14 protein-coding genes are annotated in these 14,993 nt (G+C 72.0%); 7 read left to right on the plus strand and 7 right to left on the minus strand.

What is annotated here, in order from left to right; genetic code table 11:
• Positions 1-82: 82 nt before the first annotated feature.
• Positions 83-1,057, plus strand: a complete 975-nt coding sequence (locus ACH45N_RS01425) for an N-acetylmuramoyl-L-alanine amidase (protein WP_397390447.1) — start codon at positions 83-85, stop codon at positions 1,055-1,057.
• 53 nt (positions 1,058-1,110) lie between these two features.
• Here ACH45N_RS01425 and ACH45N_RS01430 read toward each other — a convergent pair whose 3' ends face one another.
• From ACH45N_RS01430 to ACH45N_RS01445, 4 genes are all read right to left on the minus strand, one after another.
• A complete protein-coding gene (locus ACH45N_RS01430; protein ID WP_397390449.1) occupies positions 1,111-1,635 on the minus strand; it encodes a hypothetical protein in 525 nt (174 codons plus the stop codon).
• Between the two features lie 7 nt (positions 1,636-1,642).
• Positions 1,643-2,284 (minus strand): 1-acyl-sn-glycerol-3-phosphate acyltransferase, encoded by a 642-nt coding sequence (locus tag ACH45N_RS01435; RefSeq protein WP_036958689.1) that lies wholly within the window; start codon positions 2,282-2,284, stop codon positions 1,643-1,645.
• 152 nt (positions 2,285-2,436) lie between these two features.
• Entirely contained in the window at positions 2,437-4,311 is a 1,875-nt protein-coding gene (locus tag ACH45N_RS01440) for a glycoside hydrolase family 2 protein (protein ID WP_397390451.1), read from the minus strand.
• Between the two features lie 186 nt (positions 4,312-4,497).
• Positions 4,498-5,535, minus strand: a complete 1,038-nt coding sequence (locus ACH45N_RS01445; RefSeq protein WP_397390453.1) for a LacI family DNA-binding transcriptional regulator — start codon at positions 5,533-5,535, stop codon at positions 4,498-4,500.
• Positions 5,536-5,708: 173 nt separating this feature from the next.
• On the opposite strand from ACH45N_RS01445, the gene ACH45N_RS01450 reads away from it, so the two are divergent.
• From ACH45N_RS01450 to ACH45N_RS01465, 4 genes are read left to right on the plus strand one after another with little or no spacing between them, the layout of a single operon-like run.
• Positions 5,709-7,040 carry an extracellular solute-binding protein gene (locus ACH45N_RS01450; RefSeq protein ID WP_397390455.1) on the plus strand — a complete coding sequence of 444 codons (1,332 nt, stop codon included), beginning with the start codon at positions 5,709-5,711 and terminating at the stop codon, positions 7,038-7,040.
• Between the two features lie 14 nt (positions 7,041-7,054).
• Positions 7,055-8,023: a carbohydrate ABC transporter permease gene (locus tag ACH45N_RS01455; protein WP_397390457.1), complete on the plus strand. Its 969-nt coding sequence runs from the start codon at positions 7,055-7,057 to the stop codon at positions 8,021-8,023.
• A 1-nt stretch (position 8,024) separates the two neighbouring features.
• Positions 8,025-8,936 carry a carbohydrate ABC transporter permease gene (locus ACH45N_RS01460; protein WP_397390459.1) on the plus strand — a complete coding sequence of 304 codons (912 nt, stop codon included), beginning with the start codon at positions 8,025-8,027 and terminating at the stop codon, positions 8,934-8,936.
• Positions 8,937-8,953: 17 nt separating this feature from the next.
• A complete protein-coding gene (locus ACH45N_RS01465; RefSeq protein WP_397390461.1) occupies positions 8,954-10,087 on the plus strand; it encodes an App1 family protein in 1,134 nt (377 codons plus the stop codon).
• 280 nt (positions 10,088-10,367) lie between these two features.
• Here ACH45N_RS01465 and ACH45N_RS01470 read toward each other — a convergent pair whose 3' ends face one another.
• Positions 10,368-11,642: an NYN domain-containing protein gene (locus ACH45N_RS01470; protein ID WP_397390463.1), complete on the minus strand. Its 1,275-nt coding sequence runs from the start codon at positions 11,640-11,642 to the stop codon at positions 10,368-10,370.
• A 149-nt stretch (positions 11,643-11,791) separates the two neighbouring features.
• Between ACH45N_RS01470 and ACH45N_RS01475 the strand changes: the two genes are divergently transcribed.
• On the plus strand, positions 11,792-12,412 hold the full coding sequence (locus tag ACH45N_RS01475) for a TetR family transcriptional regulator (RefSeq protein ID WP_397390465.1): 621 nt from the start codon (positions 11,792-11,794) through the stop codon (positions 12,410-12,412).
• A 52-nt stretch (positions 12,413-12,464) separates the two neighbouring features.
• The gene (locus ACH45N_RS01480; RefSeq protein ID WP_397390467.1) at positions 12,465-13,337 is read left to right on the plus strand and encodes an LLM class F420-dependent oxidoreductase; all 873 of its coding nucleotides are present in this window, start codon (positions 12,465-12,467) and stop codon (positions 13,335-13,337) included.
• Between the two features lie 3 nt (positions 13,338-13,340).
• Here ACH45N_RS01480 and ACH45N_RS01485 read toward each other — a convergent pair whose 3' ends face one another.
• Together ACH45N_RS01485 and ACH45N_RS01490 are read right to left on the minus strand one after the other, a co-directional pair.
• Positions 13,341-13,982, minus strand: coding sequence for a DNA-3-methyladenine glycosylase I (locus tag ACH45N_RS01485; protein ID WP_397390469.1), 642 nt, complete (start codon positions 13,980-13,982; stop codon positions 13,341-13,343).
• A gap of 120 nt (positions 13,983-14,102) precedes the next feature.
• Complete coding sequence (locus ACH45N_RS01490) at positions 14,103-14,951, minus strand: TetR/AcrR family transcriptional regulator (protein WP_397390471.1); 849 nt, start codon at positions 14,949-14,951, stop codon at positions 14,103-14,105.
• Between the last annotated feature and the right edge of the window lie 42 nt (positions 14,952-14,993).

Consider the following 14,993-nt stretch of genomic DNA (forward strand, 5'->3'; position numbering starts at 1 on the left):
GGAACGCGCCCGGCGCCGCCCCGACGCCCCGCCGTCCCTGGCCCCCGACCCCGAGGCGCCCGCGGACGCGCCGCCCGGCGCCGTGGCCGGGGTCGAGGTGGCCGCGCCGGCCATCGCGAGCTGCGCCACCTGGGGCGCCGCGGCGGCTCGCGGGACCATCGACACCGTCTCGGCCAACCCGAACAAGATCCTGATCCATCACACCGCGTCGGCCAACGTCACCGACTACTCGCAGGCCGCCGGGTACCAGATCGCCCGCGACATCCAGCAGTGGCACTTCGCCAACGGCTGGGTGGACACCGGGCAGCACCTCACGGTGAGCCGCGGCGGGTACGTCATGGAGGGCCGCCACGGCTCGTTGTCGCGGCTGCAGAACGGCAGCGGCACGGTCGTGGGCGCGCACGCCCCCGGGCAGAACAGCCAGGCGATCGGTATCGAGAACCAGGGCACCTACACGAGCGCCACGCCGCCCGCGCAGCTCTGGAGCCGGCTGGTCGAGCTGTGCGCCTACATCTGCGACCAGTACGGCATCGCGCCCACCCAGATCTACGGGCACCGGGACTACACGGCGACGGCCTGCCCGGGCGACGTCCTGTACTCGATGCTGCCGCAGCTGCGGTCCGAGGTCGCGGCGGCACTGGCGGGCACGAGCTGGTCGGTGATCGTCGACAACACCTCGGCGGGCTTCTCCGCCGGCTCCTCGTGGCTGACGTCGTCCTTCTCGGCCGAGCGGTACGGCGCCGACTACCGCTACGCCACGCCGGCCGAGGTCAGCGACCTGGCGACGTACACGGCCACGATCCCGTCGAGCGGCTCGTACCGGGTGGAGGCGTGGTTCCCGGGGATCGCCGGCTACAACACGTCGACGCCGTTCATCGTCTACACCGGTACGGGCTCGTCGACGATCCGCGTGGACCAGTCCGCGGCGGGCGGGGCGTGGCTCTCGCTCGGCACCTACGCGATGACGGCGGGCACCCGCACCGTGGTCGCCGTCAGCCGCTGGACCCAGGGCACGGCGTACGTCGTGGCCGACGCGATCCGGATCACCCGGCTCTAGCGCCGTGACAGACGTACAGGTCCCCCGAGGGACCTGTACGTCTGACACGTGCCTCAGGCGGGCGTGGGGGTCAGCGCCCGGAGCAGGTCGTCCGGTTCCGCGACGCCCACGAGCACCGACGTCGCCCGGACGGCGCGCAGCACCTGCACCCGCGCCGCGACCGGGCGGGACAGCTCGATCAGGACGGCGGGTGCCGCCGTCGTACGCACCAGCGAGACCCGGCCGATGTCCTCGTCGAACCCGACACCGAGCTCCAGGGGGCGGACCGCGGTGGGCCGGTGGACGGTCGCGGAGAGGACGTCGCCCGGTGCGACGTCGACCGCGCCCAGCCAGCCCAGCCGGAACCGGGCCACGCCGTCGGACACGCGGTGGCGCGCCCACAGGGGTGAGACGAAGAGAACCACCAGGGCGACCGTGAGCACCCCGACGACGAGGTCGACGGCGAGTGCCACGGGCGCGGGGAGCAGCGCGCCCGCGACGAGGTGCAGCACGAGCACCTCGACCGCGCCCAGCGCCACCACGCCGGCGACCATCGCCAGCCAGGAGCCCCGCCCGCCCAGGCCGAACGTCGTCCTCACGCCGGCCTCAGTCCGCACGCTCCTGGCCGCTCATCGCCTGGATCGACTGCATGACCTGCTCGGTCAGCTCGCGCCGCGCCTGTGCGGGCTTCGTGCCGGCCGCGATCTGCCGGGACGGGTCGATCGGCGTACCGAAATGCAGCTCGACCCGGGCGAACCGCGGCATCTTGCCGATGGGCTTCACCTTGTCCGTACCGAGCAGCGCCACCGGGACCACGGGGGCCTTGCCGGTCAGGGCGAGCCACGCGACGCCGGTGTGCCCCTTGTGCAGCTTGCCGTCCCGGGAACGGGTGCCCTCGGGGTAGATGCCGAACGCACCGCCGCGCTGCAGCACCGCGAGGGCGTCCTCCAGGGACCGCTGGCCGGCGCGCGGGTCGTCCCGCTGCACCGGGATGTCGCCCATCTTGGTGAAGAACCAGCGGGACAAGCGGCCCTTGATGCCCTTGCCGGTCCAGTACTCGGCCTTGGCGAGGAACGCGACGTGCCGCGGAGCCATGATCGGGATCAGCAGCGAGTCGATGAACGACAGGTGGTTGCTCGCGAGGATCACGGCGCCACGCTTCGGGATGTTCTGCAGCCCAGTCACGCGCGGGCGCAGGAGCACGAGCACGAGGATCGAGAGGATGAGCTTGAGGAACCGGTACGTCACCGGCCTATTGTGCACCCCCCAAGCACCGCTGTGGGCTGGGTGTTATGTGGTGAAAAAGACTAAAGAGACCTACAAGGTGCACGGTCCGGCAGACGTGTCAGGCGTACAGGTCACCCGGGTGACCTGTACGTCTGACACGTCGGCTCGCGAGGTCAGGAGGCCTCGTCGCCGCCCTTCTCGAAGGCGGCGGGACGCACCTGCACGGCACGCACGCGGTCGACGTCGAGCTTGACGCTCCGGTCGAACCGGTAGATGCCGTTCTCCTCCTGGAACACGTCCGTGAGCTGCGTGTAGCAGTAGCCGAACATCAGCGGGTCGTCGAGCAGCGGGTCCGTCAGCCCGGCGAACCGGGTGTGGAACTCCTCCTCGTCCACGACGCGCTGGCCGTAGCCCCACGAGTCGGGCGAGCTGCCCGACGCGCTGGCAGCGGTCTCCGGGTTCCACCAGATGCCGCCGTACTCGCTGACGAAGTAGGGCTGTCCGTTGTACGGCTGCGAGATCGGCGTGCCGTTGTCCCGCTCGTTGCCGTAGGGCTTGCCGTCGGCCAGGCCGCCGACCAGCTCCGAGAACTTCGCCGGGTCCTGCTCGTACAGGTGCGAGTCCCAGACGTCCGTCTCGGGCACGCGGTGCGAGTAGCCGCTGGCGTCCAGCACCGGCCGCGACGGGTCCGCCACCTTGGTGGCGAGCCACATGGCGCGCGTCACGTCGTCGAGCTGCGTGATTCGGTCGTGCAGGTCCTGGTGCGTCTCGTTGAGCGGGCACCAGCCGATGATCGACGGGTGGTTGTGGTCGCGCTGCAGCGCCTCCAGCCACTCGGCGACGAACGACGTCGTCTGCCGCTGGCCGTCCTGCGGGGTGCCGTAGCCGCTGACGCCCCAGTCGCCGAACTCGCCCCACACCAGGTAGCCCAGCCGGTCCGCGTGGAACAGGTAGCGCTCCTCGAAGACCTTCTGGTGCAGGCGGGCGCCGTTGAACCCGGCCGCCAGGCCCAGCTCGATGTCGCGCACCAACGCGGCGTCGGACGGCGCCGTCATGAGCGACTCCGGCCAGTACCCCTGGTCCAGCACGAGTCGCTGGAAGACGTGCTCGCCGTTGATCTTGATCGCCTGGCCGTCGATCGAGACCGACCGCAGGCCCGCGTACGAGCGCACCGTGTCCACGACGGCGCCGGCGGCGTCGCGCAGCTCGATGTCCACCCCGTACAGGTGCGGGTCCTCCGTGCCCCAGGTGCGCACGCGGTCCGCCGGGACGACGACGCGTAGCGCGGGCGCCAGGTCGAGGTCGGCGCGCGCGGTGGCGTTCGCGACCTCGCCGTCGGCGTCGGTCACCGTGACGGAGACCGTGTGGCCCCGACGGTTCGCGGACAGCGGCACGACGACGTCGAACGCGGAGCTCGACAGGTCGGGCGTGATCCGCGGGCGGCGCACGTGCACGGCCGGCACGGGCTCCAGCCATACCGTCTGCCAGATCCCCGTGGTGCGCGTGTAGTTGCACTCGAAGTTGGCGTACCGGTTGGACTGCTTGCCGCGGGCCTGCGGCCCGTGGCGCGTGTCCCGCGCCCGGACGACGACGGTGACCGTGTCGCCGGGGGCGGCGACGCCGTGCAGGTCGGCCACGAACGGGGTGAACCCGCCGCGGTGCCGCACGACCTCGGTGCCGTCGACCCAGACGGTCGTGTCGTGGTCCACGGCCCCGAAGTGCAGCAGCACGTGGGGGTCGTCGCCGACGGCGGACCAGTCCGCGGGCACGGTGATCTCGCGGCGGTACCAGACCGCCTCGAGGAAGTCGGTGTTCTCGATCCCGGAGAGCTCGGACTCCGGGGCGAAGGGCACGGTGATCTCGCCCTGGAGCGGCCGCTCGACAAGACCCCGCTCGAGCCCGGAGTCGCCCGGGTCGATCTCGAACTGCCAGGATCCGTTGAGGTTGAGCCAGTGGTCCCGGACCATCTGGGGCCGCGGGTACTCGGGGCGCGGGACGGCGGTCGCCGTCGGCGCCCCCTCGGGCGAGAAGCGGTCGAGGAAAGTCATCAGCTGCTCCATTGCGTCTACGACAGGTGCGCGGCGATTCAACACGTCTTCCGACAGAAATGCAACGTTGTATCAACCGTCGCACCCGCCGACCGCCGCCGGGCGGGCCCGTCAGCGGGTTGCCGACAGGCCCGCGTACCGCCCGCGCCGGGGCCGTGGACCACCCGCGCCGGGGCCGTCACCTGGTCAGACGCGGCTGCTCTCGCGGACCAGCAGCCGGTATGGCACGACCTCGTCGACCGGTTCGACACCGGGCTTCTCGAGCTGGGCGAGGATGCGGTCCACCGCGGTCTCCGCGATCGCCCGCAGGTCCGGCGCCACGGTCGTCAGTGTCGGGTTCGAGAACCGGCCGTCCTCGGTGTTGTCCCAGCCGGTCACCGCCACGTCGTCGGGCACCCGCACGCCGTTGAGGCGCAGCGCGTGCAGCGCGCCGAGGGCGAGCTCGTCGTTGGCGCACACGATCCCGTCGATCTGGTCGATCCGGGGCAGCACCGACTCGATCGTGGCGGCGCCGGACGGCCGGGAGAACTGCGGGCACTGGAGCACCCAGCGCTCGTCGACCTCCAGCCCGGCCGCCGCGTGGGCGTCGAAGTAGCCCTGCACGCGCTGTGCCCCGGTCCGGCCCGCGCCGCGCGGCTCGGCGCCGAGGAAGGCCAGCCGGCGCCGCCCCGTGTCGAGCAGGTGCTGGGTGACCTGCGCCGCGGCGTCGACGTTGTCGATGCTCACGTGGTCCGTGCGGCGCTCGCGCGTGGGGTCCGGGTCGGCCCGCTCGCCCAGCAGCACGAGGGGCACGGGGCCGCGGACCTCGTCGATCTCGGCCGGGGTCAGCTCCAGCGGCGAGAAGATGATGCCGTCGATCGCCTGGACGTCGAAGCCGCGCGCCACCTCCAGCTCGGTGTCGCGCGAGGACCTCGTCTCCTCGATGAGCACGCGGTAGCCGCGGGCGCTCCCCACGTCGATCACCTCGTGCGCCAGCACCGAGAAGTACGGCGCGTGCACCCAGGGCACCGCGAGGGCGAGCGTGTTGGTGCGGCCCCGCCGGAGCTGCCGGCCGGCCAGGTTGGGCCGGTAGCCCAGCTCGGCGATCACCGCCTCCACCCGGGCCCGCGTGACGTCCCCCACCCGACCCGTGTCGTTGACGACGTTGGAGACGGTCTTCCACGAGACGCCCGCCGCCGCGGCCACCTCCTTGATCCCTACCCGTCGACCCGCTTGCTCGGCCAAGCCGTCACTTCCTTCCACCCTGTGCCCTCTTGACTGGACGCCCGTCCTAGTCCATCGTGATCCAACGTTGGAGCGCAACGTTGCACCATTGGAGGTCGATGATGACCGTAGTACGAGGACGTGGCATCCCGGGCCAAGGAAGCCCCCTGGCTGCGTCGAGAGCCCGCAGTCTCGTGGGTAGTTCCGGAGGGCTGAGCAGGCGAGATCTGCTCCGCGCGGCCCTGATCGGGGCCGGCGGGGTCGCGCTCGGTGGCGCGCTCGCGGGCTGCGCCACCCCCAGCGCCGCCGGCGCGGGCAAGACCTCCGTGATGGTCTGGGACCTGTTCTCCGGCGGTGACGGCGCCCTCATGCAGGAGATGGCGGGCGTGGTCGCCGCGGCCAACCCGGACATCGCCGTCGAGACCACGACCCTCGCCTGGGGGCCGCCGTACTACACGAAGCTGGCGATGGCCTCGTCCGGCGGGCGACCGCCGGAGGCCGCCGTCATGCACATGTCCCGGCTGGCCGGGTATGCGCCGGGCGGGCTCCTGGAGCCGTTCGACCTCGACGCGCTCGCCGACCTGGGGATCACCGAGGCCGACTTCGCCCCGGCGGTGTGGCAGAAGGCCCAGTTCGAGGGCCAGCTCTACGCCCTCCCGCTGGACACGCACCCGTACATCGCGTTCCACAACCCCGACATCGTCCAGCAGGCGGGCCTCGCCGGGCCGGACGGCAAGCTGGACCTGGCGGCCGTCGCCGGCGCCGACCGCTTCCTGGAGGCCGGCCGGGCCATGGCCGAGGTGACGGGCGAGACCGGGGTGAGCTGGGGCTACCAGCGCGACCCTGCCGGCTGCTGGCGCATGTTCTGGGGCCTGTACTCGCAGAACGGCGGCGACTACGAGCTCACGCCGGGCCGCCCCGCGGCGCTCGACGAGGAGGCCGCCACCGAGGTCTTCGAGTTCCTCCAGGCGATGGTCGACGGCAAGGTCGCCGCGAAGAACCAGGACGGCAACGCGGCGTCCGGACGCTTCATGTCGAACCGCACCGGGCTGATGTTCGCCGGCGAGTGGGACCTGCCGATGTTCCAGGGTGCGAACCCCGACGTCGGGGCCACGCAGTTCCCGGCGATCTTCGACACCCCGGCCAACTACGCCGACTCGCACGCGTTCGTCCTGCCCAAGCAGGGCACGCCGGACCCGGCCAGGCGTGAGGCGACGTACCGGGTGCTCGCGGGCCTCCTCAAGGAGGGCCTGACCTGGGCCTCGGCCGGACACATCCCGGCCTACCAGCCCATCGTGCAGGAGCCCGCGTACCAGGAGCTCACCCCGCAGCGCGACTACGCGCCCGCGGCCGAGGTCGCCGTCTTCGACCCCGACGCCTGGTTCACCGGCGGCGGCAGCGACTTCCAGACGCGCATGGCCGACGCCATGACGGACACCCTGGCCGGCAAGGCCCCGGCGCGCACCGCCGTGACCCGCATGCTGAGCGAGATGGACCGGTTCCTCTCCCAGCCCAACCCCGCCTGATCGAGAGGACGACGATGACTGTCTCGAACGCCGGCGTCACGGCGCCCCCCGGGCGGGCCCTGCCCGACTCGCGGAAACCCTCCGGCCGGACCGGCACGCGCACCGCCGCGACCGGCAAGTCCCTGCGTGAACGGGACAAGTCCGGCTACCTGTTCGTCGCGCCGTTCGCGGTGGCGACCGGTCTGTTCCTGCTGCTGCCGACGCTGTACGGCCTGTGGATGAGCTTCACGAACCAGAGCCTCACGGGCACCGGCTCCGAGTTCATCGGCTTCGCCAACTACGCCGAGGCCTTCAGCGACCCCCAGGTCTGGCAGACGTTGTGGCACACCGTCTGGTTCACGGTGCTCAGCACCGTCCCGCTGGTCGTCGTCGCCCTGGTGATGGCGCTCCTCGTGCACACCGGCCTGCCCGGCCAGTGGGTGTGGCGCATGTCGTTCTTCGCGCCCTACCTGCTGACCAGCGCCGTCGTGTCCGCACTGAGCAGCTGGCTGTTCCAGCCCGACATCGGCCTGCTCGACACGTGGTTCACCGCGCTCGGGCTCCAGCCCGTGGGCTGGCTCACCGACGAGAACGTGGCGATGTTCTCCATCGCCGCCGTCACCGTCTGGTGGACCGTCGGGTTCAACTTCCTGCTCTACCTGGCCGCCCTGCAGGGGATCCCCCAGCAGCAGTACGAGGCCGCGACGATCGACGGCGCGGGCGGCTGGCGCCGGCTCTTCTCCATCACCCTGCCGCAGCTGCGCAACATCACCGGCGTCATCGTGGTGCTGCAGCTCCTTGCGTCGCTCAAGGTGTTCGACCAGATCTACCTGCTCACCGCGGGCGGCCCGAACGGGAGCACGCGGCCGATCCTGGAGTACGTCTACGACACCGGCTTCACCAACTACCGGCTCGGGTACGCCTCCGCGATCTCGTACGTGTTCTTCGCCCTGATTCTCGTGTTCGCGCTGGTGCGGCTCCTGCCGTCCAGGAAGGAGGCCTGACGTGTCCGTCGCCGAACTGGTCGCCGACCGCCGGACCAAGGCGCAGCTGGAGCGCGCCGAGAACCGGGCCCTCACCAAGCTGACGATCGGGCCCTCGCCCTGGGTGCGCGTCGCATCCCTGGCCGCACTCGTCGTCCTCGCCGCCCTCTGGCTGCTCCCCGTGGCCTGGGGTGCGGTCACCAGCTTCAAGCACGAGGCCGAGGCCGCGCTGCCGGCGTCCTGGTGGCCCACCATGGGCTGGACGCTCGACGCCTACCAGCAGGTGCTCAGCAACAGCGACCTGCTGATCTGGATGTGGAACAGCCTCGTGGTCGCCGGCCTGGTCACGATCCTGACCGTGCTGATCTCCGCGATGGCCGCCTTCGCGTTCTCGCAGACGATCTTCAAGGGCCGGAGACTGCTCCAGTGGCTCACGATCGCGTCGATCATGATGCCCGGCCAGATCCTCATCGTGCCGCTGTTCCGGCAGATGCAGGTCATGGGCCTTGTCGACACGTTCGCGGGCATCGTGCTGCCGCAGGTCGTGGCGCCCGTGATGGTGTTCATCCTCAAGCGGTTCTTCGACGCCATCCCCAGCGAGCTGCTCGACGCCGCCCGCATCGACGGGGCCGGCACCTGGCGGCTGTTCTGGACCATCGTGCTGCCGCTCTCGCGGTCGATCCTCGTGGCCGTGGCGATCTTCGTGTTCATCGGCGCGTGGAACAACTTCCTGTGGCCGTTCATCGTCACCACCGACCCGCAGTTCATGACGCTGCCCGTCGGCCTGTCCACCGTGAAGAACGCCTACGGCGTGCAGTACGCGCAGAACATGGCCTCCGCGATGATCGCGGCGCTGCCCCTGCTCGTGGTGTTCATGCTGTTCCAGCGCCGCATCGTCCAGGGTGTCGCGACCACGGGCATGGGCGGTCAGTAGTAGGCAACAATCGGGTGATGGCCACTCCGACCCCGCACCCGTCGCAGCGCCCGCACCTCGCCGCGGTCGTGGAGGACCACCTCTATGCCGCGGCGGGGTGGGTGCTCGTCCGCGCGGGCTGGCGTCCCCGCCTGGAGGCCTACGCCGGGTACGGCACGCCGGACCGGGTCCGGGTGCTCGCGCGCGTGGTGCTCTCGCCGCGGCGGCCCGGCATCCCGAACCGCGACGCCCTCCGGGCCGGGCGGCGCGGGTTCCGGCACTTCCTCACCGTGCCGGCGCCCCACCGCCGGGTGCGGGTCCAGGTGGGCGACGGCTCCTCCGAGGTGACGAGCGACCGGGCCGGCTACGTCGACGTCGAGCACCCCACGGACGCGCCGCTGTCCGACGGCTGGCACACGGCCCTGCTGACCTGCCTCGACGGGCCGGAACCGGCCGAGGCCGAGGCCCCGCTCCGGGTGCTCGACGAGCGTCCGCGGACCGGCGTGGTCAGCGACATCGACGACACGACGATGGTCACCGCCGTGCCCCGGCCGCTGCTCGCGGCGTGGAACACGTTCGTGCGGCACTCCAGCGCGCGGCGCGCCGTGCCGGGCATGCCCGAGCTGTACCGGACCCTCCAGCAGGCCCACCCCGACGCGCCCTTCTTCTACCTGTCGACCGGCGCCTGGAACACCGCGGGCACCCTGCGCGCGTTCCTCTCGCGGCACGCCTACCCGCCGGGCCCGCTGCTCCTCACCGACTGGGGGCCGACCCTGACCGGGTGGTTCCGCAGCGGGCAGGCCCACAAGCGCGCCAGCCTCGACCTGCTCATGTCGTGGTTCCCGCACGTGCGGTGGGTGCTCATCGGCGACGACGGCCAGCACGACGTCGAGATCTACGAGGATGTCGCGCACCGTCGTCCCGACCGGGTGCGGGTCGTCGCGATCCGGCAGCTCACCGGCGGGCAGCAGGTGCTCGCCGGGAACGCCCCGCGCGTCGGGAACGGTTCGTACACGGGGAACGGGTCGCACGCGGGCCCGACGACGGCGCCCGGCGACGGGCCGGGGCCGACCGCCGAGCGTGTGCCGACCGTCGCGGGCCGGGACGGCGACGAGCTCGGCCGCCGCCTGGAGACCGTGCCGGGCGTGCTCGACGACCGGGCCGGGGCCTAGGTACGGCTCAGGCTCTGCTTGTCTGGCGTCTGAGCCTGCGGTTCCGTTCCGGGCGGGTGCCTCGTTCCTCGGCCCCCACCCTGCGCTGCACCTCCGGCTCAGGCTCTGCCTGTCTGTCGCCCGAGCCTGCGGTTCCGCTCCGGGCGGGTGCCTCGTTCCTCGGCCCCCACCCTGCGCTGCACCTCCGGCTCAGGCTCTGCCTGTCTGTCGCCCGAGCCTGCGGTTCCGCTTCGGGCGGGTGCCTCGTTCCTCGGCCCCCACCCTGCGCTGCACCTCCGGCTCAGGCGGTGACCAGGTAGTCGTCCGCGTCGTCGTCCCAGGCCAGGGACACCGTGCCCGCCGCCTCCGCCGCCTTCGCGAACTGGAGGAACCCGCGGAAGCCGAGCGCCTTCTCGGAGAAGTCCGGGCGCCGCTTGCGCACGGCGTTCTTCAGCCCCGACAGGGCCGCCGAGCCGTTCGACTCCTGCACCACGTCGCGCAGCAGAGCGAACGCCGCGTCGGTGTCGCCCTGCTCCGGCAGCGACACCTCGGGGTCGCCCGCGGACGGGCCCGGCGCCAGCTCGACGAACCCTCGGTCCGCGAGGAACCGCAGGAACTCGCCGAACGTGCGGAAGCCGTAGTCCGACTCGCTGAACGTGGCGTCCTTGCGCAGCAGCGTCCGCTTCAGGGCGGACGCCGTGACAGGCCCGCTGGTCGAGGACTGGAGGTCGCCGAGGGTCTGCGCGACACGCACCTCCATGGGCACGTCGTCCGACGCCGGGGCGTCGTCCTGCTCGGTGACGTCGACGTCCGGCTCGGCCTCGGGTGCGACGTCGACGGGGGCCGGCGCGGGCTCCGCCTTCTTGCGCCGGCGGGTCGTCGCGGGCTTCGCCTCGGGCTCGGCCGGAGCCTCGGGTTCGGTCGAGGCCGCGGCCTCGGGCGACGTCGTTCCGGCGACGGCCTCCGCGACCGCCTCGGCGGCCTTGGCACGGCGCGAGGCGGCGGGCGCCTTCTGCGCGGCGGCGCGCTCCGTCGTGCCCGTCTTGCGGGTGCGCGAGCCGCGCTTCGGGGCCGGGGCGCCCTGGTCCTCGTCGGGCACCTCGACGCCCTCGAGGCGGTCGTAGAAGAGGAACTCGTCGCACGCGGCCGGCAGCAGGCGCGACGTCGACTTCTCGACGCCCACGCCGATGACGCGCTTGTTCAGCTCGCGCAGCTTGTGGACGAGCGGCGAGAAGTCGCTGTCGCCCGTGCACATGACGAACGTGGAGATGTAGTCGCGCTCGAAGGCCATCTCGATGGCGTCGACCACCATCTTGATGTCGGCGGCGTTCTTGCGGGAGGCCCCCATGCGCTGCGTCATCTCGATGAGCTCGACCTGGTGGCGCGTCAGCATGCGCCGGTCCTCGTCGAAGTACGACCAGTCGGCGTACGCCCGGCGCGCGACCACCCGGCCACGCACGGCGAGCGCGTCGGCGATCGGGCCGAAGTCGAACTGCATCCCGCCCAGGTGCTCCCGGGCGCCGAGCGCCAGGTTCTCGTAGTCGATGAAGACTGCCAGGCGTTCCTCTTGGTCCATGCCCGCCACTCTAGGGGGTTGCCGGCGCTGGAGGTGGCGGAGCCGCACCGCGACGCCGCTCCGCAGGGCGAAATGAGGAGCGGGTGAAATATGTCGTGTCGGGGACGCCCGATCGGCCCGGAAGTTCACCCGTTGCCTAGGATCGGGCCATGGCCGAGGCGACCGCCGGGAACGACGACGACCCGATCTCCAACCGGAATCGGATCATCGGCGCTGCCACGCGTCTGACCTGTGTCGACGGCTGGTCCAAGGTGACCATGGGCCGTCTCGCGACGGAGGCCGGCGTGAGCCGCCAGACGGTCTACAACGCCGTCGGCAGCCGCGACGACCTGGCCGAGGCGATGGTGCTCACCGAGTCGGCGCAGTTCATCTTCCGGATCGCCGAGGCCTTCGACCGGCACCCCGACGACCTGCTGCCCGCGATCCGCGACGCGGTGGAGAGCACGCTCACGTTCGCCGAGGGGAACGCGCTGCTGCGCGCGGTGGTCTCGGCGACCCACGGGGCCGACACCGAGCTGCTGCCGCTGCTCACCACGCACTCGGAGGCGCTGCTGGGCACGGTGAAGGTGGTCGTCCAGGACCGGGTGGACCAGTACGAGATCGATCTGGCTCCGGAGCGGATCGCCGCGGTCATCGACATCGTGGTGCGGTCTGCGCTGAGCCACGTCATGCAGCCGACGGCGTCCCCACGGGAGACGGCCGAGTCGATCACCTGGCTGGTGGCGTGCGTCCTCGGCCGGGCGGAGGAGCTGGCCCCCACCGGCGTCTGACGGCTCCACGCCCCGCGCTTGACGCCCCGCGTCGGCGGAGGAGGATCGAGGCATGCGAATCGGCACCCACTTCATGCGTTTCGACTCGATGGAGCCCGCCCGGATGCGGACCGAGCTGGCGGACGCCGCCCGGTACGCCGACGACGGCGGCGTCTCGTGGATCTCCGTGATGGACCACTACTTCCAGATGGAGCACCAGGGGTTCCCGGCGTCGGACCCGATGCTGGAGGCGTACACGACGCTGGGCTACCTGGCCGGCGTCACCGAGCGGGCGCAGCTCGGCGCCCTGGTCACCGGCGTGACGTACCGGTACCCGGGGCTGCTGGCCAAGATCGTGGCGTCGCTCGACGTGGTCTCGGGCGGGCGCGCGACCTACGGCATCGGCGCCGCCTGGTACGACAAGGAGCACGCGGGGCTCGGCGTGCCGTTCCCGCCGGTCAAGGAGCGGTTCGAGATGCTCGAGGAGACCGTCCGGATCGCGCGGCAGATGTACGACCCGGAGAACAACGGCCCGTTCGAGGGCAAGCACTTCCAGCTCGCCGAGACGCTGTGCTCGCCGCCGCCGCTGTCGGGTCCGGAGATCATGATCGGCGGCTCCGGCGAGCGGAAGACCCTCCGGCTCGTGGCGCAGTACGCGGACGCGTGCAACCTGTTCGCCGAGACGCCGGAGCGGCTGAGCCACCTGCTCGACGTGCTGCACCGGCACTGCGACGACGTCGGGCGCGACCCCGCAGGCATCCGCATCACGATGCTGCACCGTGGGCGCCCGATCGGCCCGGACGACACCGCCGCGTTCGTCGAGGAGATGCGCGGCTTCGCCGGCCACGGCGTCGACACCGTGATCCTGCGGCCGCCGGGCACGTCGCTCGCCGCGTGGGTGCGCGACGCCGTGCTTCCCGTCGTGGAACCCTGCGCCGATCTCTGACTCTCAGCCGGCCGACCCGGCGCCCTCGGCACGTGCCCGGCCGAGCACCACCGGGCACGTCGCCAGGTGGTCGTCCACCAGGCCGCACGCCTGCATGGCCGCGTACGCCGTGGTGGGACCGACGAACCGGAAGCCCTCCTTCTTGAGGGCCTTGCTCAGGGCCTTGGACTCCGCCGTCCACGCCGGGACGTCGCCGAACGTGGCGTGCCGCACCTGAAGGGCCGGGTCCGGGGCGAACGACCAGATCAGCTCGTCGAGCGTGCGCCCGGAGTCGTGCAGCGCGACCACCGCGCGCGCGTTGTCGACGGTGGCCTCGATCTTCATGCGGTTCCGGATGATGCGGGCGTCGCCGAGCAGGCGCTCGACGTCGTCCGGCCCGAACGCCGCGACGCGCTCCGGGTCGAAGCCGTCGAACACCTCGCGGAAGGCCGGGCGCTTGCGCAGCACGGTGATCCAGGAGAGCCCGGACTGGAAGCCCTCCAGGGCGATGCGCTCCAGCAGGGCCGGCTCGCCGTGCACCGGCACGCCCCACTCGTCGTCGTGGTAGGCGGAGTAGAGCGGGTCGCCGTCACCGAAGCAGCGCGCGGCCGGGGCAGCGTCGCCGTCCGCCGCCGTCCTGATCTCTGTCACGTGGTCACTGGTCACGGCACCACTCTGACTCACGGCACCGACACTCCGCGCCGGTCGGCCGCCTGACTGTGCACGACGTCCGAAATCCGCTGCCTGTGGTCGCGCCAGGACCGTTGCCGTTCCGTGCCGAGGGTCTCAGGAGGTGGCGTCGCCGATCGCGCCCCGGCGTCGGAGGTAGGCCTCGATCCCGTCGAGCACCACGGTGATGCCGAACGAGATGTCGTCGTCACCGGGCGAGCCGACCGCCGGACCCGTCCAGGCCGCGAACGACGCGAACAGGTGCGGGTACTCCGTCGGGCCGGCGTACCGGCCGAGCACCGTCTCGAAGTCCGCATAGGGGTCGGCCGCCTCGACCGCGGCCGGGTCGAGCTCCGTCTCGGGTGTGCTGTCCGGCAGCCCGGCGTCGTGCCGCACCTTCTGCACCGCCGCACGGTGGGTCTCCACGTGCACCCGGGCCTCGCCCAGCACGTGCTGGGCGAGCAGGCCGACGATGGCGAGCTTCTCGTCCGCCGGCAGGTGCACGTCGCGCAGCACGCCGAACGCCTGGTCGATCCAGCGCACCCGGTTCGGCCCGGGTGGAACGGCCGAGATCGGGAGCTCGAGCATCCACCGCCGGGTCAGGGCCAGGTCGATCTGGGCCCGGGTCCAGGCCTCGAGCCCGGCGCGCCAGCCGGCGTCCGCCGGGACGTCGGGCAGGTCGGCCGCGACGGCGTCCGACATGAGGATCAGCAGCTCGTCCTTGCCGGACACGTGCCGGTAGAGGGCCATCGGGGTGTAGCCCACGGCCTCCGCGACCCGCGCCATCGAGACGGCGGCGAGGCCCTCGGTGTCGGCCAGGGTCATGGCGGCGTCCACGATCTGCGCGACGGACAGCGCGGGCTTGGGCCCGCGGCGCCGCGGCGTCGCGTCACCCCACAGGCGCTGCACGACGACGGGCAGCTCCCGGGCCTGCCCGGCGGCTTCGGACGTGTTGTCGGTGTGCATCGGCTCCATCCTCCCCTGCCGCGTCGCGAGATCCGACCCGAA

It is taken from the genome of Promicromonospora sp. NPDC019610 (assembly GCF_044389365.1).
GTDB lineage: Bacteria > Actinomycetota > Actinomycetes > Actinomycetales > Cellulomonadaceae > Promicromonospora.